The organism is Halomonas sp. MMH1-48 (assembly GCF_022348105.1).
GTDB classification, from domain to species: Bacteria; Pseudomonadota; Gammaproteobacteria; order Pseudomonadales; family Halomonadaceae; genus Vreelandella; species Vreelandella piezotolerans.
In genome coordinates this window covers 104193-124851 of record NZ_JAKRFL010000008.1, presented here as the reverse complement: position 1 = coordinate 124851, position 20659 = coordinate 104193, and the positions used below count along the sequence as shown (strand labels likewise).

Sequence of the window (20659 nt, the reverse complement as noted above, 5' to 3'; positions counted from 1 at the left end):
GCAAGGCGGCGTTTGTTAAACTCAATACGTCACGAGTGGCTAGTGCTTAAGAATGACGTAGAAGGCGTGGATGATGCCTGGAATGAAGCCAAAGAGCGTCAGCAGGATGTTGAGCCAGAAATGTGCCTTAAAGCCGACCTCGAAAAATACCCCGAGTGGGGGAAAGATCACTGCAAAAATCATCTTGATCGGGTCAGTCGCGGTAAATGCCATGTAGCCTCCTTTGCTTACACGATGAAGGTGAAATCACCCTTGCGCCAGTGTAGAGCGAATCCAGTCACTTGGCGAACGAGCCACTTGGCTGTATGACTACGTTACCGTTTGATTGTTCCCTACAGAGCGCTAGAGCGCTGATTATTCACTTGAATATCGTTTGGAAAGGATGCCATGAATCGCTACTTCACCCCTTCGCTGCTGCTCATTAGCTCGGTTCTAACAACGCCCGTATGGGCGCAAACCGCGACCCAGGCCGCGCTCCCCACCGTCGAAGTCAACGCGCCTCGGTTGTCGCGAGAGCTCTATGCCACGCCGGCCGCTGTTTCAACCATCGATCGCGATGCCATTGCCCAAGGCCAGCAGCGGGTGCGCCTGGATGAGTCGCTCGATCGCGTGCCGGGCGTGTTCCTGCAGAATCGCGATAACTTTGCCCAGGGGCAACGTATCTCGATTCGTGGCTTTGGTGCCCGTGCGCCGTTTGGGGTGCGGGGCATTACGGTCATGGTGGACGGCATCCCTTATACGTTGCCGGATGGGCAGGCCCAGTTGGACGCCATCGATCTGGACAGCGCCGAGCGCATCGAGGTGATTCGTGGGCCGTCGTCCGTGCTGTATGGCAACGCGGCGGGAGGGGTGATCGACATTACCACCGCTGACGGGCGCGACAACCCTGGCACGCGGCTGCGTGTAGGCGCTGGAAGCGATGGGTATCAGAAAGTGGCGCTGCAAAATGGTGGCGTACAGGGGGATTGGTCGCACCATATCAGCCTCACCGCGCTGAACGTGGATGGCTACCGGGAGCAGAGTTCTACCGAGAAGTATCTACTCAATGCCAAGCTGCGCCGTGAGTTGGGCAGTGATCGAGCACTCACCGCCATCATCAACTTGCTGGATAACCCTCGCTCGGAAGACCCCGGCGCGCTCAACGCCCGCGAGGTTGCCGAAGGGCGCGACCAAGCCGCACCGAACTCGCTGGCGTTGGATGCCGGTCAAACCGTCGACCAGCAGTTGATCGGGCTGCAGTATGAGGATTTAGCGGCCGGAGATGGGGAGCTGTATCTGAAAGGCTTCATCGCCCAACGGGATTTCGAGCAGCAGCTGCCGTTCGTGGGCAGCAGCCGCTTGGGTTATCAGCGCGATTACATGGGGGCCAGCGCCGAGTATCACCATGAAGTCACGCTAGGCAGCCTGCCGCTGAATTACATCGTCGGGGTGGATGCCGCGCGTCAGAAAGACGAGCGCTTCCGTAACGCTGTGAATTCGCAAGGGGCGGTGGGCGAGCCGCTCGCCGATGAAACCCAAACCGCGACCTCCACTGGCGTGTTTGCCCAGGGAGATATAGCGCTGTCTGAGCCGCTGACGCTGTCGTTGGGCGCGCGGTTTGATCGGGTGGATCTCGATGTCAATGACGATTTTGCCGCCGACGGCGACCAGAGCGGCCAGCGCACCTTTAACGAGTGGAGCGGCTCTGCCGGGCTGAGTTACCGCTACCGCCCGCAGCACCAAGCGTATATCAACACCGGCACGGCCTTTGAGACCCCCACGTTCTCTGAGTTTGCCAACCCGGCAGGGGGTGGCTTTAATCCTAGCGTGGAACCGCAAAAAGCCTGGAACCGTGAAGTGGGGCTGCGTGGTTACATCGCACCGCTGGCGCTGGATTACGATGTGGCGTTCTTCTCCGTCCGCGTGCGCGATGAGCTGGTGCCCTACGACGAAGGCGGCCGCACGTTCTACCAGAACGCCGGGGATACCAACCGTGACGGGATCGAGCTGGCGCTGGGCTGGCAGCTGGCCGACCAGTGGCGCTTGGACAGCGCGCTCACCCTGGCGCGCTACGAGTTCGATGAGTTTGCCACGCCTTCTGAGCGTTTCGATGGCAACCGCATACCTGGGTTACCGGAGCAAACCTGGGTCAACCAACTGACGTGGGAAAACCTCGACGAGCGCTTTGCCACGCTGGAGACCGAGTACGTGGGCGATTTGGTGGCCGACAACGCCAACCAGACGGCGGTGGATAGCTACTGGCTGGTGAACCTGCGGGTAGGCGACGGCTGGCAGCTGAGCCCACAGACGCGACTAAGCGCTTACGTGGGCCTGCGTAACCTGCTGGATGAAGAGCACTACTCAAACGTGCGCTTGAACGGCACCTTTGGGCGCTTTTACGAACCTGCTCCAGGGCGCAGCGTCTACGGTGGCCTAGAGCTGAGTTTTTAAAACTGACGACGCTTTAGACTGCCGCAGAGCTTGATGTCTGAGCAACCCGTAGCGGGGGGCTTTCGCCATGGATGGCGAAAGTAGCGTCCATGGAAGGGTTTACAGCGCCCCCGCCTAGGGTTGCTCAGACAGCCCCATAACACGAAAAGGGCGGCCCATGGCCGCCCCTTGTCTATCTAGCTGACTCCGTGGAGCGAGCGGTTACTGCGGTAACGCGTAGCCAATCACGTAGTCACCCATCTTGGTACCAAAGGTACCGTGACCGCCCGCCGTCACCACCACGTACTGACGACCGTCGGCGCCGGTAAAGGTCATCGGCGTGGCCTGACCACCGGCGGGTAGGCGCGCTTTATAAAGCTCTTCACCCGTGGTGATGTCGTAGCCGCGCAAGTACTGATCCAGCGTCCCACTCAAGAAAGAGACGCCGCCAGCGGTGGTCAGCGGGCCGCCCAAGGCGGGAACGCCGACGTTCAACCCAATCGGCAGGTCAAAAGGCATACTGTCGCGGGTAGTACCGTTACGATGTTTCCACACCACTTGCGCCTCTTGCAGGTCGATACCCGCCACATCGCCCCAAGAGGGCGCTTGGCAGGGCAAACCCAATACCGACAGAAGCGGGCCGAGCTCTACCGCATAAGGGGCGCCTTCGTTGGGCTGTAGGCCCTGCTCGCTGGCGGAGCCCTGGCCCTCTTCTACTTGGTCGCGGGGGACCAGTGTCGATACGAACGCGAGGTACTTCGCACCGGTAAACAGCGCCTGGCGCTCAGGATCGACCGCAACGCCACCCCAGTTCATTACCCCCACATTACCCGGGTAAACGATGCTGCCTTCCAAGGAGGGCGGCGTGTACTGGCCTTCGTAACGCAGCGAGCGGAACTGGATGCGGCACATCATTTGATCGAAGGGTGATGCGCCCCACATATCCCGTTCGGTGAGCGGCGGTGGTAGCAGGTTCAGCGCTGAGCGAGGCTGTGTCTCTGCGGTCCAGTCGCCGTCGATGGCCCCCTGCGGCGCGGGCACTTCGTCGATCGGCACGATCGGCTCGCCGGTTTCCCGGTTGAGGACGTAAAGGCTGCCCTGCTTGGTGGGCTGAATCACGGCGGGCTGGGTGCCGTTAGCCGTTGCTAGGTCGATCAGAACCGGCTGTGCCGGGGTATCCATGTCCCACAGGTCGTGGTGAACGAATTGGTAAACCCAGGCCACTTGGCCGTCGTCCAGATTCAGCGCTACGAGTCCTGCGCTATACGTTTCATCGTTTTCAGAGCGATCGGCACCGTACTGATCCGGCGTGGCGTTGCCCATGGGCAGATACACCAGCCCTAATTCTTCATCGACGCTGATGGGGGCCCACACGTTGGGAGAGCCGCGGGTATAGGTGTCACCCTCGTCGAGTGGGGCGGTGTTATCGGGGTTGCCGCTGTCCCAGTTCCACACCAGCTCGCCTGTGTGCACGTCGAAAGCGCGAATCACGCCGGAGGGCTCGTCGATGGAGCTATTATCGGTGACATGACCGCCCAAAATGACCAAATCTTCCGTCACCGTGGCCGGCGAGGTGGAATAGTAGCCGCCAGGGGCGAATTCACCAATGTTATTGGTAAGATCGATCTCGCCGTTGTTGCCAAAGCTTTCGCAGCGCTCGCCGGTATCGGCATTCAGCGCAATCAGACGGGCATCGGCCGTCGGCAAATAGAGCCTGCGCGGGCACATCACGTCCGTGGCGCTGAGCATGGCAGCGTCATCGTCGGATGCCAGCGAGGAATCATCGGCCAAACCACTGATGAAAAGCAGAAAGGCTAGATCCAGATCGAACTGGCTGCCATCATCGAACAGCGAGCGCGCCGAAGCGGTATCGTCGGCGGGTGACGTAGTGTCATCGTTCGGGCTGCTTTCGGTGCGCTCGGCTACGTAGTTTGCAGCATCGTAATAGGCGAGGCCGCGGCAGGTCATGTGGGCCCAGCCGGAGAAGTCGTCGGCACCCATGGTGCTGATATTGGGATCGAACTCCCACAGAGTTTCGCCGGTTTCCGGTGACAGCGCCATGGCACGGCTATGCGACGTGCAGATGTACAGACTGTCGTTCACTTTCAGCGGCGTATTCTGGTTGGTGATTTCCGGCGGCGCATTGGGGCCAGGCTCATCGCCGGTTTGAATGCGCCACACCTCTTCCAGCTCGCTAACGTTCTCGGGCGTAATTTGGTCGAGTGACGAATAGTGGGTACCAGCATTAGTACCGCCGTAGGCAGGCCAATCGTCACCCGCGACCTGGGCCGGGTTGACGGCTTCGGTGTTATTGGCGGACTCGATGCTGCCCTCGATGGTGCCTGGGTAGCTAAACTGGCTGGCGATGGCGACGATGATAGCGGCGCCAATGCTGGCCATAAGGGCGAGACTGCCACCGCGCGAGTTGAGCGGTTTGCGCCACCATGGCAAAAGCATGATGAGGCCGATGAGGCATGGAATGGCGACCCTGGGGACCAACTGCCACCAGTCTAGGCCGACTTCCCAGAGCGCCCATGCCAGGGTGGCGAACAAAATGAGGGCGTACAGCCAAAGCGCTGCGCCTTTGCGCAGGGCAAGCAGCAGTCCGGCGACGGCCACGGCGATCCCCGCGATGACGTAGTAAGCGCTGCCGCCTAGCATGAGCAGCTTAACGCCACCCACGGCCAGGGCGATGCCAGCTAACGCCAGCAGCAAGCCCAGCAGTAGCGCTGGCCATTTGCTGCGAGCACGTGTGTGTTCATCCATGAGGTAAACCCCTGTTAACAACGAGTTGATGCCGCTTGCCGGTCAAGGTGTGCGGCGGCTCCACAACGTGCCCTAACCCATCGGCAACGCCGATGGGTTAAAACACACATTGATTGGCTGTGATTTTAATAATCAATTCGCTTTTGGTCTAATGATTTGCTGGCTAATCAATGCCCATAAAAACGCCGCGCTATTCAACATAGCGCGGCATGGCGAGGTTAAAAGAGATGAGGAGCAGATTTAACCTAGCGTAACGGGCTGGAAAGCGAGGTGATCAGGCCGATAGCTTGACCAGCATCTTACCGGTATTGCCGCCCTCGAAGAGTGCCAAGAAGGCATCTGGGGTGCTCTCCAATCCCTCTTTGATCGTCTCTTTGTAGTCCAGTTTGCCATCGGCTACTTGAGGAGCCACTTCGTTCAAAAAGTAGCGATAGCTGGACCAGTGATCGGCGACGATGAAGCCCTGCATCTTGGCTTTGCGAACCACCAATTGCGACAGGTTGCTCGGCCCAGGCGTAGGCGTTTCGGCGTTGTAGCTGTCGATCATGCCGCAGACGGCAATGCGCGCACCCTCGTTGAGCTGGCTGAGTGCCGCTTCGAGGCAGATACCGCCCACATTCTCGTAATAAACATCGATACCATTCGGGCTGGCGAGTTTGATGGCATCGCTGAGCTCTTGAGCGCTGCGATCTCGGTAGCTGACCGGCTCGACGCCCAGCGACTCTAGCCAGGCAAGCTTGTGAGCAGCGCCTGCGATACCCACCACGTGACAGCCTTTTGCTTTGGCCAGCTGTACCGCCAGGGAGCCGACGGCGCCACTGGCAGCACTGACGAGGACATTATCGCCTGGCTTGCATTCGGCAATCAGATTGAGGCCTGTCCACGCCGTCATACCGGGCATGCCCAATACGCCTAGATAGGCTTGGTCGGGCACGTTCGAATCGGGCAGAGCCGTGACGCCATCTCCCGGCACTTGTGCGATATCGCGCCAGCCCCCCATGTGGCTGACTTTATCGCCCACCTTGACATCTGCGTGCTTCGAAGCGATGACTTCACCGATGGCTCCACCCTCCATGGGTTGGCCCAGTTCGAAAGGGGCGACATAGGTGCGTATGCCCGACATGCGGCCTCGCATGTACGGGTCGACCGATAGCCAGTGATTGCGAATGCGCACTTCGCCATCCGCTAACTCGGGTAACTCCTGGGTCTCTAGCGAAAACAACTCGCGCTTGGGTAAGCCGGTGGGATAGTCGGTAAGCGTGTAAAAACGAGATTGCATGGCTGCCTCCTGCATTGAAGTAAGCGTCTTGTTCCTTGCAGGGTAGAGACCATTAGCAAGCTTGCAAGTTCGTCAGGTGACCAAGACACATATAAAAAAAGCGGCCCGAGCGGGCCGCTTTGTTCAGCAAGAGCTGCTACATGGCAGCGCTGATCGTTTAAGGGGTATCACACGCTTTCGGGTGTGTTATCCGTTAATCTACCAGAGTGATCATCACAGGGGCCGTGCCGCGGCGAATCATCCCTAGGGCTCGCGCTGCCCGTTTAGAAAGGTCGATCACGCGTCCTTTTACGAACGGGCCACGATCATTGATCATGACTTCGACTTCTTGCCCGGTATCGGGGCGGGTGACCAGCACCTTGGTACCGAAGGGCAGACTCGGGTGCGCTGCAGTCAGCGCTTGTTGATCGAAGGGCTCGCCACTGGCGGTGGTGGCCCCTTGGAAGCGGTCGCTATAGAAAGAAGCCACCCCTTCTTGTAACTCAGTTTGTGTATTGGCTTGATGAGCAACTGCTTGATTGGCCGTCAAAAAAAGCAGTGCGACTGCCAAGCAGGTCGTTCGTAGTCGGTGTTTATGGGCTCCCATAGGAGTACCTCAGTGGTTCGTAAAGCGGACTCCGCATTCGTCGACGAGGTGCCGATAGGCGTATGGATAGTAGCTTGCCATTCAAGGGTCGGCAAGCTTTAAGAAGATCGGCACAATTACCCCCATAATTGCGCTTTTTATCAATATGCGCTACACCCTTGCGTTTCAGTAAGTTAGGCATCTCCCAATGAATCGGAGTAATGACCCTGCGTCAGCGCCGCCATATTTTTCATCAAACGCTCACTTTAACTCGTTAGACGCCTTATAATTTATCAACATCATTGATATTGACTATCACTCAACCCACCCTCGCCAATGAACAAGGATGCCCCTATGGCTAAGTCTTCTTCACTGACTCTTTTGGTTGTGGCGGTCGGCGGCGCTGCCGTTGGTTACTTCGCCGCGCAAACGTTGCCCAGCGTGACCCCCTCGTCAGAAGAGCCCGACGTAGACATCACTACCGAACAGGAAGCGATGCCTGCGGCCCTTCAAGGCCTGGACTATCTCACCTTGGGTGAGCGCTCGCGGGGCGAAATCACCTCCGCCAGCGAGCTCAATGGCAAAGATGGCAGCCGCTTTACGCGTTATGCCATTTCATTGTAGGAAGAGGCACTGGTCGAGATATCGTTGAGCGGTGCGTTACAAGGCACGGTAGCGCTGTATGACGATCAGCTCCAGCTATTGGCTAACGCAGAGACGGTGCGTCATCGTATCGAAGAGGGTGGCGATTACATCGTCGTCGTGAGCGGTGTCGATGCTCATAGCTATGGTCCGTTCAACGTCAGCAGCCGTACCATCGAGCTGAGCGATGCGGATAGCATGACCGTGGGCACCCCCGTCGACAGTTGGCTCGATGCCACCGAGCGCGAGATCACGCTGACCATCGAAGAAGCGGGCATGTACCAAATCGAGATGCGCGCGGATGACTTCGATGCGTACCTCGAGCTGGAAGGCCCCAACGGTTACTATCGCGAAGATGACGACAGCGCCGGTAATTTGAACGCACGCATTACCGATTTTCTCGCCCCGGGTGAGTACACCCTGACCGCACGCTCGGCCTATGGTGACGGCAATGGCCTGTTCACCTTGGCGGCCGACCCCCGCGAACTGCCGGGTGACGGAGAGCTACGTAACGACGGTACCGTCGTGCCCAACGAGACGCTAAGCGGTTGGTTCAGTGGCCAAGACCTAACGTACGACTTAGAAATCGACGAAGCGGGCATGTATCAAATCGATATGAGCTCCAGCGATGTAGACGCTTATTTGATACTCGAAGGCCCCAACGGTTACTTCCGCGAAGATGATGACAGCGCCGGTAACTTGGATGCGCGCATTGCAGATTTCCTAGCGCCGGGCTCTTACCAGCTAACCGCGCGCACGGCCTATGGCACCGACAGTGGACTTTTCACCCTGGCCATCGAACCCCGCGAACTACCGAACGGCGTCGAGCTGCGTAACGACGGCGCGATCACGCCAGACGAAACGCTCAACGGCTGGTACAGCGGTGAGGCGTTGACCTACCAGCTCACGCTAGAGGAGAGCTCGCTGGTCACGCTGACCATGACGTCCAACGATTTCGATACGTACCTCGAGCTGTATGGCGAAGGCGTGTCCTATACTGATGACGACAGCGGCGGTGGCACCAATGCTCGCCTGGAGCAGGCGCTACTGCCTGGTACTTACACGGTGAGCGCTCGTGGCTTCAGTGCAAGCGGCAGTGGGATGTTCGAACTGCAAGTGGAAGCAGAGCCCACCGAAATGCAGCCGGACACCTAAGAATCGCCCACGCGTGCCGGTGTTTACAACAGCGCCCCTGCCATACTGCAGGGGCGCTGCCGTTCTACCACGACCCGCTCGCCTTATCAGGACGCATGATCCACAAGGAGGTTATGATGTTACGCACGTTCAAAACGCTAGGAGCAGGACTATCACTCGTCGGAACGCTATTACTAGGTGGCTGTTTGGCCGCTGATAAATCTCCCCGCGAGCCGATTGCCCTGGCCTCGCTTGCCGTGGAAAAACAGTACGTGGCGTCAGGTTGCCATGCCGAGCAGTGCTCGACGGTGACTGTCTCGGCACTGACGTTTCCTCAATCGTCCACACTGAGTGACGCCTTGCGAACACGCTTGCTCACTCTGGGCATGCCCATCAGCGACGAGGAAGCGGCGCAGCCTGCACAGAGCTGGGACGAGTACGCCGATCGTTTCTTGGCCATGGCGGCGGAAGATAATCGTGTTGCGCCAGGCAACATGACCAGCGAGGCATTGTTGGAAGCGTCGGTCTACGCGCGTCACCACGATCTACTAGTGATCGAGCTGAACAGCTATGTGTACCACGCAGGTCAGGCTCATGGACTGCCGCTGACGGACTATATGGTCATTGATGAGCGCGAACATCGTGTCGTCGAGCCCGACGAGATGCTGTTAGAGGGGCAAGCGGCTGCTTTCGATGCGCTGTTGGCAGAGGCACATCGGCGCTGGATCACCGAGGCGGGCTTCGATGAGCAGTTTGCCGTTGACTGGCCGCTTAGCCCGAGTCGCAACATTGCGCCGCTGGAGGATCGCTGGGAAGTGACCTACAACGTCTATGAGATTGCGCCTTATGCGGTGGGCCAACCCACGCTCACCCTCCCTCTTGATGCGTTGGCGGGGATAGCCAAGCCCCGCTACCTAGGGCAATGACGCGACTCGAGCAATCGCGCCTAATGGCTTAAAACAAATCGCCGATGATCGGCTACGCTGAGAAGCAGCGGCCCGCATGAGACGTGCTGGCCGCTGCTTTTTTATTCATCCACTTAGATCGATAGGCATGGACCGCTTATGACACTCGATACGCAAGCCGCTCGGCAGGTGCAGCTACTGGTCGTTGACCCAAAGGGGCATTTGCTGCTCAAACGCGATGATTCGCTTGACCATTGGACGCCATTGGGCAGCGCATTAGCACACGATGATGATTATCCAGCCGCAGCGATACGCCTGCTTTATGCAGATGTCGGGCTTGTCTGTCCTTTAGGTCCATTACTTCGTCAGCGCCGACAAGCCGATAGCGCAGGCCAGCCCTTCGAGGAGCGCTTTTTCCTTGTGCGCTGCCCCGACACTCAGCCGACCCCCCACAGAAGCCTTCAAGGCACGCGGTTATTGGCCCACGGCGGCGGCACTGCGCCTCGTTTTGCATGGTGGTCGCTCGCGCAGATGCAGAGCGCCGAAAAGGAGACCTTTTCGCCCTCCTGGTTGCCCGAGCTACTGGCCAGCGTGCTGTTTAGCGAGATGATGATGCCCACCTCAGCGGCCCGCCTTTAAGCAGCCCACTACCACCAGTAGCGCGGCGGTGGGAAGCCGCCAGTCAAGCACGCTCATGCCGGCCAAGACCAGCAGCAGCGCTGCCAGAATGGGCACGCCGTAAGCCAAGCTGCCCACGAGGCTAGCCTGACCAAAGCGCAGCGCTTTGTCCCACGCCACCATGGCGATGCCGTAGGGCCCCAAGCCCAACGCGATACCGGCCACCAACGCTTCACCACGAGGAAGCGCAACGTCGCCCTCGAGCCAGACACTCCCAATACAGGTGAAGGCGCAGGCTATTAGCAGCAACCTCGGTAGTAGCGGCGTCAATGCGATGGGAGCCGCTTGACCCAGCCATGAGTAGAGTGCCCAGCAGCACGCCGCAAGCAAGGCCAACCCATAGCCCGAGGCCACACCACCGAAGCCGCCGTTGAGCGCTTGGGGCAGCAGCAATATAGCCGCGCCCGAAAAAGCAATCAGCGCCCCAGCCACACTGGCCCAATGCAATCGGCCCCAGCGGCTCCACTGGCTCAACAAGACGAACAGTACAGGCCATGTATAGGTGATCAGCGCCGCCTCTGCGGCGGGAGCAAGACGCATACCAATGAAGTAGCTACTGACGGCGCCTACGATCAGCAGCGGAATGCCTAGCCAAACGCCCAGCGTCCAGCTCAGCGCGCAGCGGGCCATCGGCACGCGGCGACTCAGCGGGAGGGTCGCCAGTGCGCCTGCCAACAGTGTCAGCGCGGTTAGCTGAAGGGGTGCGGTGGCACGGGCAAGCTCCGCCATCAGGGGTGCCATGCTCCATAATGTGACGGCCACCAGGGCCGCACCGATACTGTAGGACGGGGATTGCAAAATCGATGAGTGACGGGTCTGCATCGCGCGTCTCCTTGTGTGTTGACTCACCCTGGTGGCAGCGAGCCTTGAAATACCTTCATCACGCGCAGCATACTCATCACAAACACATCAAGATAACGATCTTTTTTGATCGATAACATCGACAATGGTGATATATGAGGGCGCCTACCTTTGACCTAACGCTGTTGAGAACGCTGGTGGCCATTGCAGATACCGGCAGCGTTACTGCTGCGGCCAAACGGCTGGCGTATACGCAGTCCACCGTCAGCATGCAGCTACAGCGGTTGGAGACGCAGTTGACGGTCAGCTTGCATGAACGAGAAGGGCGGCGACTACGCTTTACCCCAGAAGGAGAGCGTCTGCTAGCCCATGCGCGAAAACTGCTCGCCCTCAATGATGACGCCTGGAGCGATATGCAGGCCCGCCAGATTACCGGCGATCTTACGCTGGGCATTCCTGAGGATTACGCCTCGTTGCTGCCGTCGGTATTCGCGTATTTTCATCAGCTCTACCCGGCCGTGGGGCTGACGGTTCAGTGTGGGACCAGCGCGCATTTGGTCGAACAGGTGAAAGCCTCGGCGCTGGATTTGGCGCTGGTGACGCGCCAGCGGCACTCGCCCGGGGGCGATGTGATTCGCCGTGAGCCGCTGGTCTGGGCGGTGGGGGTGCATCAGCAGCCCTCCATGAGTGACCCCATTCCACTGGCGCTTTACACTCCAGGCGCGGATGTATTTCGCGAAGTGGCCGAGCAGGCGCTGCAAGCCGCCGGGCGAGATTGGCGAGTGGCCTATACGAGCCAATCCATGGCGGGGCTAGCGCCGATTGTCACGGCAGGGCTGGCGGTAGTGGTGGTCACGCGCAGCATGCTCACGCCTATGCTGCGCCCGCTGGATGAGAGCAGCGGGTTGCCAGCACTGCCGATGATCGAGCTGGCGCTCCACCGGGCACCTCATCGACCTTCCGAGCCCGCTCGTCGGCTTGGAGAATTGATCCGAGAACAGCTAGCGGCTCCCAGCGAAGCGTTATAAGGTAAACCGCTGGCTAATCATTATTTTTCTAACGGGTCGACGTTGCACTATGCTGACGGTGACGACATGGCTGGGCAGGGAGTCTTGAATGCACGAGTTAGATCACTACATCTATCCACACCGGGTGCTGCACTGGCTGGTGGCACTGGCGGTGCTGCTCTCGCTGGCGAGCGGCCTGACACTGGGGTTTTTGGGCTATGAACGCACCTTGGCGCTGGTCGGGAATACGCTGACCAACGTGCTCTATACCAGCCATAAGACGCTGGGAGTAGCGATTCTGCTACTGATGACGCTTCGCATCATCACGCGAGTCGCTTTCGTGGTGCCGGACCATGATCCGCCTTTGAACGCTTTCGAGCGTGTCCTCAGCACCAGCGTTCATCACTTGCTTTACGCGGGGCTGGTAGCGATGCCGTTGATCGGCTGGGCCGCCACGGCAACGGGCGGTTTTCCCGTGGAGTTCTTTCACTGGCATTTGCCGGGACTGCTAGGCAAGAACGAAGCACTCTCAGACACCCTCTTCATGTGGCACGAGCGTTTGGGCTGGGCACTGGTCGTATTGATCACACTGCACGTGGCGGGCGCGCTATTTCATTGGCGAATCAAGCGCGATAACGTCATGAAGCGCATGAGCCTGTTTGATTAACGGTCGTGCGTAAGGAAGCGATAATGACAAGGAGCGTCAAGTATGGAGGTGTTGCAGCTGGCCTTTGCCATGGCATTGGCAGCGATTCATTTATTCGCAGGTAAACTTCATCGATTGGACACCCTGCCACGAAGCGCTTGGCTCTCGTTTGCCGGCGGATTTTCGGTCGGGTATGTCTTCATTCATATATTTCCAGAGCTCAATGCCGCTCATCGAGCCATCTCTGATCATGGCGTGCTTGGTTTACTCGAGCACAACGCGTATATCGTGGCGTTACTCGGTTTAGCTTATTTTTATGGATTGGAACACTGGGTCAAACGGCGCTCGCGGAAACCAACCATCGCGTCGACCGGCACGAAGAGAGTTGAGAATCAAAAAAGCGTTTTCTGGGTGCATGTGGTGGCCTTTGCCATTTATAACGCGCTGTTTGGCTATTTGCTCGTTTATCGCAATACCCAGTTGCCCAGTGAGCTTTTCTTTTTTTTGGCGATGGGGTTCCACTTTTTAGTGAATGACTACGGTCTAGCCTCGCATCACCGCACGCTCTATGCCACTCAGGGTCGCTGGATATTGGCAGTGGCGATCGTTGCCGGGTGGGCCGTGGGCGTCCTGGTCGAAGTGGCTGAGGCCGTCACAAGCTTGGTGTATGCGTTCGTCGCAGGCGGTTTGATTCTCAACGTATTGAAAGAGGAACTACCCGAACAGCGCTGTAGTCGTTTTTGGCCGTTTGCAGCGGGGGCTTTTGCGTGCACGCTGCTGTTAACGTTTGCGTGAAGCGTCGGTCGGTCAACAGCCTGTTGAGAAGTACCGGTAAGGAGAGCAGCGCTTTGATTTATCAACATACATCTGGCGATCGGCCTCTTTGAGCAGTTGGGCGAGAGTGGCGTTGTCGGCATGGCTAAGACTGACGCCGATGCTGATGCCTACATGGACCATCGCTCCGCAGGGTAGTTTGATGGGGTCGCTCAGGGCTTGAGTGATGCGGCTGCAGATGTCCTCCAGCAGGCTGGGGTGTTGAATTTTCTCCAGCAGCAAAATGAATTCGTCGCCACCAAAGCGAGCACAGTGATCTCCCTCGCGTGCAATATGTTCTAACCGTTTGGCTACTTGCTGAAGCACGAAATCCCCTGCCTCATGCCCATACTGATCATTGATCGGTTTGAAGCGATCCAAGTCGCACATGATGAGCGCAAGCGGTTCCCCGTGAGTATGGCTACGCGCCAGGGCAGCATCGGCATGCCGAACTAAACCGTGCCGGTTGAGTAGCCCTGTCAGCATGTCGTAATTGGCGAGCTTCTCTAGTGCTTCGGTCCGAGTCGCCACTTTGGCTTCTAAAATGGCCTCTTGTTTTTTCAGCATCGCCACGGTATCGGCTTGCGCTTGCTCTTTTTGCCTCTTCAATTTATTGAAACGTGCCGCCAAGGCAAAGGAGAGCAGCAACATTTCGATGGCGGAGCCAATCTGAATGCCGTGGAGCGTGACGAAGTTGGCGGGCAATATACTCATATTACGCAGTGCAAACACGGCTGCGCCGAGTAAAAAGATCGACCATGCCACAACGAATAGGCGAGCACTGGGGACGCGTCGCCATGAGCAATAGAGTCCGCAAACCAGTAGTAGTAGGGCAGCCGTAAAGCCTGCGATATCCATCAATATCAGCGCCGGTTGGATAGGGATGACGAATACCGTGATGAGCACCCCCCAGCACACAAAGCGAAATCGCGTGAGCGTCCGGTGCCAACGTGGGCTATAACGCCACGTATTCAGAAAACTTTGGGCAAACAGCGTGGCCATAGCCGAAGCAAACGTAAAACCAATGGCGACGAGCCGGGCAGTCTGCTCACCAAGAAAGCTCCAGAAAATCAGCGTCCCCAAACCGTTGAAGGTCAAAATCGCCAACGTGAAGCCGAAGGCAAACAGCGAGTAGTAGAGAAAGACGCGTTCTTTGAGGCCAAAGAAAAGCAAAAAGTTATACAGCCCCAACGCAAGCAGCATGCCGAAGTACGTGGCGAGCCAAAAATTGTGGCGGTCGTTTTGGGCGTAGAACGCTTCGGGCGTCATGACGCTGTAATTCAGTACTTTGCTACCGGCAGCCGAGACTTGACTATACAGCGTGACGGTTTCGTCGCCTGCTAAGGTCACAGGAAAAATGGCCTGACGATGAGCGAGGGCGCGCTCTGATAGCGGCAGGGCACTGCCGCTTTGCTGCACGTCGGTAAAGTGCGCCCTCAGCGTATAGAGCGTGACGTGATCCAAAAAAGGGTATTCGAACGTGACCAGCCACGTGGCAGGGCGTGGAGAGGGATTATGCAAGCGCGTGGTTAGCCAAGTGTCGCCTTGCGTATAGCCAAAGTGCAAATCAGATTCACTTGTAACGGGTTGAAAATCGTCCGTGCGGGTTAGCACATCACGCAGCGTCAGGGGGGTATCGGTATGCCAATAGCGGGTCACGTCATTAAGCGAGTAACGGTCGTGTTCGGGAGACGCCGACAGCGTATCAGCAGCGTTGACCTGACTGCCTGCAATGAGTAAGAGCGTAAGAAAAGTGGCAAATAGGCGCTTCAAACAACCGTTAGCATCCATAGCGTTCGCTTTCTTGATGTTTGTTGTTACTCCGCTCAGGCAACCCTGATCGCTAACGAAAAGGCGAAATAATGACGCCCCGTCCTATCAAACAGCATGACAACGTTCTAAAAACATTTTGATTGTAGACGCGTTTGTCCCCGAGTAGATGAGAATGATGCTAAAGCGTGAGATGGCTCAGCCTTTCGGTCAGCCGTTGTATCAATTGCCCACTGTGTCGCCAAAAGTGCCAATATAGGGGGACGGTCAATCCATGCCCTGGTGCAATGCTCACCAACTGACCTGACTGTAGCGACTCGGCGGCCTGCCGCTGGGGAATCATGCCATAGCCAATGCCGGCGGCTGCCAGCCGAACGAAGCCCTCTGATGAGGGGCATAAATGGTAGGGGAAATATCCCTGATAGCCCCACTGCGCTAAAAACTGATGCTGTAGCTGGTCGTGTGGGCCAAATACGATGGCCGGTGCGTGTTGAAACGCATTCAGGCTTGGGCCGTCCGGGAAATAGCGTGCCACGTAGTAGGGCGATGCCAACGGCTGATAGTGCATGTCACCGACGTGCAGGCAGCGAGCGCCGGCGATGGGCTGGGGAGTGGCGCACAGGCAGGCTGCCACGTCGCCATCGCGCAGTCGCTTCAGTCCAACGTCCTGGTCTTCGATGACCAAGTCCATCAGCACCCCTTCCGACTGACAAATATCCGCCACGGCATCGGCCCACCAAGTCACGACGCTGTCGGCATTGATGGCGATGCGCAGTCGCGGCGCGGCTTTTTCCAAGGTCGGAAGCGCCTCGTGTAAGTCCCGTTCTAGCAGCTGCACTTGCTGATAATGGGCAAGCAACCGCTGGCCTGCGGGCGTGGGTGCAAGCGTGGGGTGGCGCACCAGCACCGGCTGGCCCAAGCGGACTTCCAGCGCCTTTATCCGCTGTGAAATGGCCGACTGCGAGAGGCCCATCATGTCGCCTGCCCGCTCGAAGCCGCCGCACTCCACCACGGTGGCTAGGGCATGCAGTAATTTGTAATCCACCATGGCGTTCTCTCAGTGGTTGGCTAGGGCAGTTAAGCAACACTGCCGCGATGAGTAAAGGCGCGTGAGCCAAACTGCGTAAATGAAAATCAGTCTCTTTGTTTGACTTGGCAGAGAAGTGCGTCACAATTCGCCGCCTGTGCGTAAAGGGGATGAGGTATGGAATTATTGCGAGTGGTGTTTCGCCATTACCGCTGGCCGTTTTTGGGCGCGCTGGCGCTGAGCATGATGAGCGCCGGACTGGGCGTGGGGGTGATTGCGTTCATCAACCAGCGGCTGATCGAAGCGGGTAGTGCCCTCTCTGCGCTGCCTCAATTTTTAGGGCTATTGGCGCTGCTGCTGGCGGTCACGCTGGGCACACAGCTAGCGCTCACCTTGTTGGGCCACCATTTCGTCTTCGACCTGCGCTCCCGGCTGGTGAAGCGGATTCTGGATACCGATATCGAACGGTTAGAGCAGCTAGGTAACGCCACCCTGCTGGCAAGTCTTTCCAGCGATGTTCGCAATATCACCATCGGTTTCGTTCGCCTGCCGGAGCTGGTGCAGGGCGTGGTACTCACGCTGGCCTCGGTGGCTTACCTTGCGTGGCTCTCACCGCAGATGGTGGTGATTACCGTGCTCTGGATGGCCTTCACCATGGGCGTTGGCTGGGTGCTGGTGTCGAAGGTGTATCGCCACTTTCATCAGGTGCGCGAAAGCGAGGATCGGCTGTATAAGGATTATCAATCGGCGATAGAAGGCCGCAAAGAGCTGGCGCTTAACCGTGACCGCGCACGGCGCTTTTTTGATGAATCCTACACGGAGAACGCCAAAGCGTACCGTCATCATATTATTCGCGCAGACACCTACCACCTCAGCGCCAATAACTGGTCCAACATCATGATGCTGGGCGCCATTGGCGTGGTGTTTTTCATGGCCAACGTGCTGGGGTGGGCAAGTCCTGCGGTGGCGGCCACTTTTGCTTTGACCCTGCTGTTTTTACGCACGCCCTTGATTCAGGCCGTGGGGGCATGGCCTACACTGATCAGCGCCCAGGTGGCGTTCGATAAACTGGCCAGCCTGGCGTTGGCCGAGTACCAGCCGGGCTTCGAGGTGGAGGACCGCTTCCACGATTGGCAGCGCTTGACGCTCACCAACGTGGTGTATCGCTACACGCCATCCTCCGGGGGTGAAGGCTTCCAGGTGGGGCCGCTCAATCTTACGCTGGCGCGTGGCGAGCAGGTGTTTCTGATTGGCGGCAACGGCAGCGGAAAATCGACGCTGGCGCGCCTGCTGTCAGGGTTGTACCGCCCGCAAAGTGGCCAAATCAGCGTGGATGGCAAGGAGCTTGGCCCACCAGAGTGGGCGGCGTTTCGGGCGCGCTTTGCCAGCGTCTTTACCGATTTCCACCAGTTCGACCAAGCCATGGGGCCGGGTGGCCGCGTGGCCGACCCCGCGCTGGTCACGACCTGGCTCGAGCGGCTGCAAATGCACCAGAAGCTGGAGTGGCAGGCTGATCGCGTGGTGAATACACAGCTCTCGCAAGGGCAACGCAAGCGTTTGGCACTGCTGCTGGCGATTGCCGAGGAGCGGGATATTCTGCTGCTGGACGAGTGGGCGGCCGACCAAGACCCGCAGTTCAGGCGGCTGTTTTACCGCGAGCTGTTACCCCATTTGAAAGCGATGGGCAAAACCGTGTTTGCCATTAGCCATGACGACAGCTACTTCGTCCATGCGGATCGTTTACTGGAAATGTCCAAGGGGCAGCTGAGTGAGCTGACGGGAGAGCAGCGGGCACAGGCCAGTGAAGATGCGGTGGCGCAGATCAGCTCGTAACGAGCGGCTTATCCTTTGCGACGCGCTTGGCGGTCGCACCCTTCTAGTGGGCAATTACCGCATACGTCAAACTCATCGAGCAGGTAGCGCAGGCAGCAGAGCTTGCGCACCCGCTTGACCTCTCCGCTGCCGCTGGGTTGGTACGTACGTACTGGCTCATACAACGGGTTGCGCTGTCCGTTGAGGGTGCGCGATTCCAGCAGTGCACGCGTGGCGGCCAGGGCTTCTTGGTTGACCAGCGGGTGTGCTGCCAGGGCATTGACGTAGTAATCCACGTAGCCGCCTGCGTTGCTCCAAAATACCCGTGGTGCGGCCCCGGAAATGGCCGAGAGGCGCTCGATGAGCGGGGCCCAGTGCTGCTCGATGAGCGTGGCAAAGCGAGCAGCGGTGTCCAGCGTAGTAAAACGCTCGCCTTCATGGGGTAGCCAAAGCCCTTGAGTACAGCCTCCCTCATTTTGAATCACATAGAGATCATCCAGCCCAACGGGTAGGTCGCGATTGAGCAGCAGATGAGCGGTCAGCGTGGGAACGGTAAGGGTGCTGAAGTGCCATTTCGACCAAAGCGAGGCGATGGCGCGCTTGTCTCCATTCGGGTAGCGGCTGGCGTAGCGCGCCATGTCCTCTTCGAGCAGCGCAGCATTGCGCCAGCGAGACGCCTTGATAGCCCCCTGTGGCACCGCTCCTTCGATCAATGGCGGCGTAAAATGCTCAAGCGGCCCTTGATAGCAATCAGCGAGAGACAGTGGCAAGACGGTGTCGGGTTGGCGCAAAGCGAGAGGCATAACCGAACTCCAAGACGTGATAAGCGCACGTGAGTGGAGTCTCAGCATAAGCGATAATGCTTATCAGTTGAAGAGTTAATTGAGAACGACTCTTCTTCCAGCCGTGGCGTTCATTGCGCCACGGCTATGCGGTGTCCGCCATTGGGGTGCTGCATGACCTGCATGGGTAGGCCGTAAATGGCTTCTAAGGTGGTATTTTGCATCAGGGCATCGGGCGTGCCGTGGGCCAGCAGGCGGCCACTGTGAAGCGCCATGAGTTCATCGCAATAGCGTGAGGCCATGTTAATGTCGTGAAGAACGATGATCACGCCCAGGTTCAGCTCGTCGCAGAGCTTACGAATCAGCGCCAATACTTCCATTTGGTGGGCGATATCCAGCGCCGCGAGCGGCTCATCCAACAGTAGAAAGCGGCTGCCCTGGGCAATCAGCATGGCCAGCCATACCCGCTGGCGCTCTCCGCCCGAGAGCGTATCCACTAAGCGGTCAGCGAAGGCTTCCGTGTGGGTGAGGGCAATCGCCCGCTCGATCGCCTTTTTGTCTTTTTGATTATGGCGACCCAGTAGACCGTGCCAGGGGTAACGCCCAAACGCCACCAATTCACGGCCAGTGAGGTTTTCGGCGCTAGGTAGATGCTGGGGCAGGTAGGCGACCTGGCGGGCAAACTCGCGATGCCCCCACGCCTGTAAAGGGCGTTCATCAAAGTGAATTTCGCCTTCACTGACGGGCTGCTGCTGGGCCAGCAGCTTGATCAGCGTCGATTTTCCAGAGCCATTATGGCCAATCAGACCATACACCTTGCCTTCTTCAAAGGTGTGGTGAATCGGTTGAAGAAGGGGCTTGCCGTTGATGGCGAAGGTGGCACCCTGAACGTTAAACATGCGTCACTCCTGACCAAGCGGGCATTGAGCAAATGAATGATATATTGTATCGCTAATAGTTATCATTTAGAAATTTTCCGTGACCGGCCGCCTATAATGGCCATGACGATATGCCCGGCCACCAGCAGAAGCAGTAGCCAAGAGAGCGGACTGTGCAGCAGGTCGGCAGGGAGCATGAGCGCCGGAATATCGTTCTCTGCACCAGGAATCAGCTCCCAGCCATACGCCTTGAGTGGCCAGCCGCCAGCGTATTGTCTGATTAAGCCAAGGCTGGCAATCAGCATTAACAGGGCATAAAACGCCCCATGCACGATGCGCGCCAGTTGGCCACGTAGCGTTTTCGGTGGCTGCGGCCGCTGATGACGCTGGCTATACCACCAAAGTAATCGCCCTAAAGTGATGACCATTAGCAGTAGTCCGATCGCACCGTGTGGCGCTAGCCGTGACAGCATTAACGTCACGCTCGTTTCGCCCAACACACGCCACATGGCCACGACGAAAAACTGGGTGAGTACCAACAGCGCCGTGAGCCAGTGAAACGAGCGGCTGACCAGGCCGTAGCGAAAGGGCGTATCTCGCCATGTGTTGGGCAAGGCGGCAGAGTTTGACACTGCTTTCAACATAATGAGGCTCATGAGTCTGGGCGTTGGACAAGATTGTAGTGTGAATACTTATCATTTAGAATCTCGCCCTTTGATTTATTTTCTGCTTTCTCGATTGCCAA

At 58.1% G+C, this 20659-nt stretch carries 19 protein-coding genes; 9 read left to right on the top strand and 10 right to left on the bottom strand.

The features are described from left to right. Positions 1-39 precede the first annotated feature (39 nt). A complete protein-coding gene (locus MHM37_RS09660) occupies positions 40-213 on the bottom strand; it encodes a YqaE/Pmp3 family membrane protein (RefSeq protein ID WP_239296489.1) in 174 nt (57 codons plus the stop codon). A gap of 174 nt (positions 214-387) precedes the next feature. Between MHM37_RS09660 and MHM37_RS09655 the strand changes: the two genes are divergently transcribed. Next, entirely contained in the window at positions 388-2430 is a 2043-nt protein-coding gene (locus tag MHM37_RS09655) for a TonB-dependent receptor (RefSeq protein ID WP_239296488.1), read from the top strand. Between the two features lie 201 nt (positions 2431-2631). Here MHM37_RS09655 and MHM37_RS09650 read toward each other — a convergent pair whose 3' ends face one another. The 3 genes from MHM37_RS09650 to MHM37_RS09640 form a co-directional block, all read right to left on the bottom strand. Then, positions 2632-5175, bottom strand: coding sequence for a glucose/quinate/shikimate family membrane-bound PQQ-dependent dehydrogenase (locus tag MHM37_RS09650; protein WP_239296487.1), 2544 nt, complete (start codon positions 5173-5175; stop codon positions 2632-2634). A 274-nt stretch (positions 5176-5449) separates the two neighbouring features. Beyond that, positions 5450-6454 (bottom strand): NADP-dependent oxidoreductase, encoded by a 1005-nt coding sequence (locus MHM37_RS09645; RefSeq protein ID WP_239296485.1) that lies wholly within the window; start codon positions 6452-6454, stop codon positions 5450-5452. 193 nt (positions 6455-6647) lie between these two features. Next, positions 6648-7040 carry a septal ring lytic transglycosylase RlpA family protein gene (locus tag MHM37_RS09640; protein ID WP_239296484.1) on the bottom strand — a complete coding sequence of 131 codons (393 nt, stop codon included), beginning with the start codon at positions 7038-7040 and terminating at the stop codon, positions 6648-6650. 333 nt (positions 7041-7373) lie between these two features. Here MHM37_RS09640 and MHM37_RS09635 point away from each other — a divergent pair, with 333 nt between their 5' ends. From MHM37_RS09635 to MHM37_RS09620, 4 genes are all read left to right on the top strand, one after another. Next, entirely contained in the window at positions 7374-7643 is a 270-nt protein-coding gene (locus tag MHM37_RS09635) for a hypothetical protein (RefSeq protein WP_239296483.1), read from the top strand. A gap of 24 nt (positions 7644-7667) precedes the next feature. Then, on the top strand, positions 7668-8816 hold the full coding sequence (locus MHM37_RS09630) for a hypothetical protein (protein ID WP_239296482.1): 1149 nt from the start codon (positions 7668-7670) through the stop codon (positions 8814-8816). Between the two features lie 116 nt (positions 8817-8932). After that, the gene (locus MHM37_RS09625) at positions 8933-9721 is read left to right on the top strand and encodes an RsiV family protein (RefSeq protein WP_139525662.1); all 789 of its coding nucleotides are present in this window, start codon (positions 8933-8935) and stop codon (positions 9719-9721) included. Between the two features lie 138 nt (positions 9722-9859). Further along, positions 9860-10339, top strand: coding sequence for a hypothetical protein (locus MHM37_RS09620; protein ID WP_239296481.1), 480 nt, complete (start codon positions 9860-9862; stop codon positions 10337-10339). On the opposite strand, the gene MHM37_RS09615 is transcribed toward MHM37_RS09620, so the two are convergent. After that, complete coding sequence (locus MHM37_RS09615) at positions 10322-11200, bottom strand: DMT family transporter (RefSeq protein WP_239296480.1); 879 nt, start codon at positions 11198-11200, stop codon at positions 10322-10324. The genes MHM37_RS09620 and MHM37_RS09615 overlap by 18 nt on opposite strands. Before the next feature lie 134 nt (positions 11201-11334). On the opposite strand from MHM37_RS09615, the gene MHM37_RS09610 reads away from it, so the two are divergent. From MHM37_RS09610 to MHM37_RS09600, 3 genes are all read left to right on the top strand, one after another. Next, positions 11335-12207 (top strand): LysR substrate-binding domain-containing protein, encoded by an 873-nt coding sequence (locus MHM37_RS09610; RefSeq protein WP_239296479.1) that lies wholly within the window; start codon positions 11335-11337, stop codon positions 12205-12207. 88 nt (positions 12208-12295) lie between these two features. Continuing rightward, positions 12296-12853: a cytochrome b gene (locus tag MHM37_RS09605; protein ID WP_239296478.1), complete on the top strand. Its 558-nt coding sequence runs from the start codon at positions 12296-12298 to the stop codon at positions 12851-12853. Positions 12854-12895: 42 nt separating this feature from the next. Next, positions 12896-13627 (top strand): hypothetical protein, encoded by a 732-nt coding sequence (locus tag MHM37_RS09600; protein WP_239296477.1) that lies wholly within the window; start codon positions 12896-12898, stop codon positions 13625-13627. 12 nt (positions 13628-13639) lie between these two features. On the opposite strand, the gene MHM37_RS09595 is transcribed toward MHM37_RS09600, so the two are convergent. Both MHM37_RS09595 and MHM37_RS09590 read right to left on the bottom strand, forming a co-directional pair. Then, the gene (locus MHM37_RS09595; RefSeq protein WP_239296476.1) at positions 13640-15436 is read right to left on the bottom strand and encodes a diguanylate cyclase; all 1797 of its coding nucleotides are present in this window, start codon (positions 15434-15436) and stop codon (positions 13640-13642) included. Between the two features lie 160 nt (positions 15437-15596). Next, a complete protein-coding gene (locus MHM37_RS09590) occupies positions 15597-16463 on the bottom strand; it encodes a LysR family transcriptional regulator ArgP (RefSeq protein WP_239296474.1) in 867 nt (288 codons plus the stop codon). Positions 16464-16619: 156 nt separating this feature from the next. Here MHM37_RS09590 and MHM37_RS09585 point away from each other — a divergent pair, with 156 nt between their 5' ends. Beyond that, positions 16620-18275, top strand: a complete 1656-nt coding sequence (locus MHM37_RS09585) for a multidrug ABC transporter permease/ATP-binding protein (protein ID WP_239296472.1) — start codon at positions 16620-16622, stop codon at positions 18273-18275. Positions 18276-18283: 8 nt separating this feature from the next. Here the strand turns inward: MHM37_RS09585 and fhuF are convergent, their stop codons facing one another. From fhuF to MHM37_RS09570, 3 genes are all read right to left on the bottom strand, one after another. After that, positions 18284-19057, bottom strand: coding sequence for a siderophore-iron reductase FhuF (gene fhuF / locus MHM37_RS09580; protein ID WP_239296470.1), 774 nt, complete (start codon positions 19055-19057; stop codon positions 18284-18286). A 110-nt stretch (positions 19058-19167) separates the two neighbouring features. Beyond that, positions 19168-19935: an ATP-binding cassette domain-containing protein gene (locus tag MHM37_RS09575; protein WP_239296468.1), complete on the bottom strand. Its 768-nt coding sequence runs from the start codon at positions 19933-19935 to the stop codon at positions 19168-19170. Positions 19936-19997: 62 nt separating this feature from the next. Continuing rightward, positions 19998-20558: a cytochrome b/b6 domain-containing protein gene (locus MHM37_RS09570; protein WP_239296466.1), complete on the bottom strand. Its 561-nt coding sequence runs from the start codon at positions 20556-20558 to the stop codon at positions 19998-20000. Positions 20559-20659: the final 101 nt, after the last annotated feature.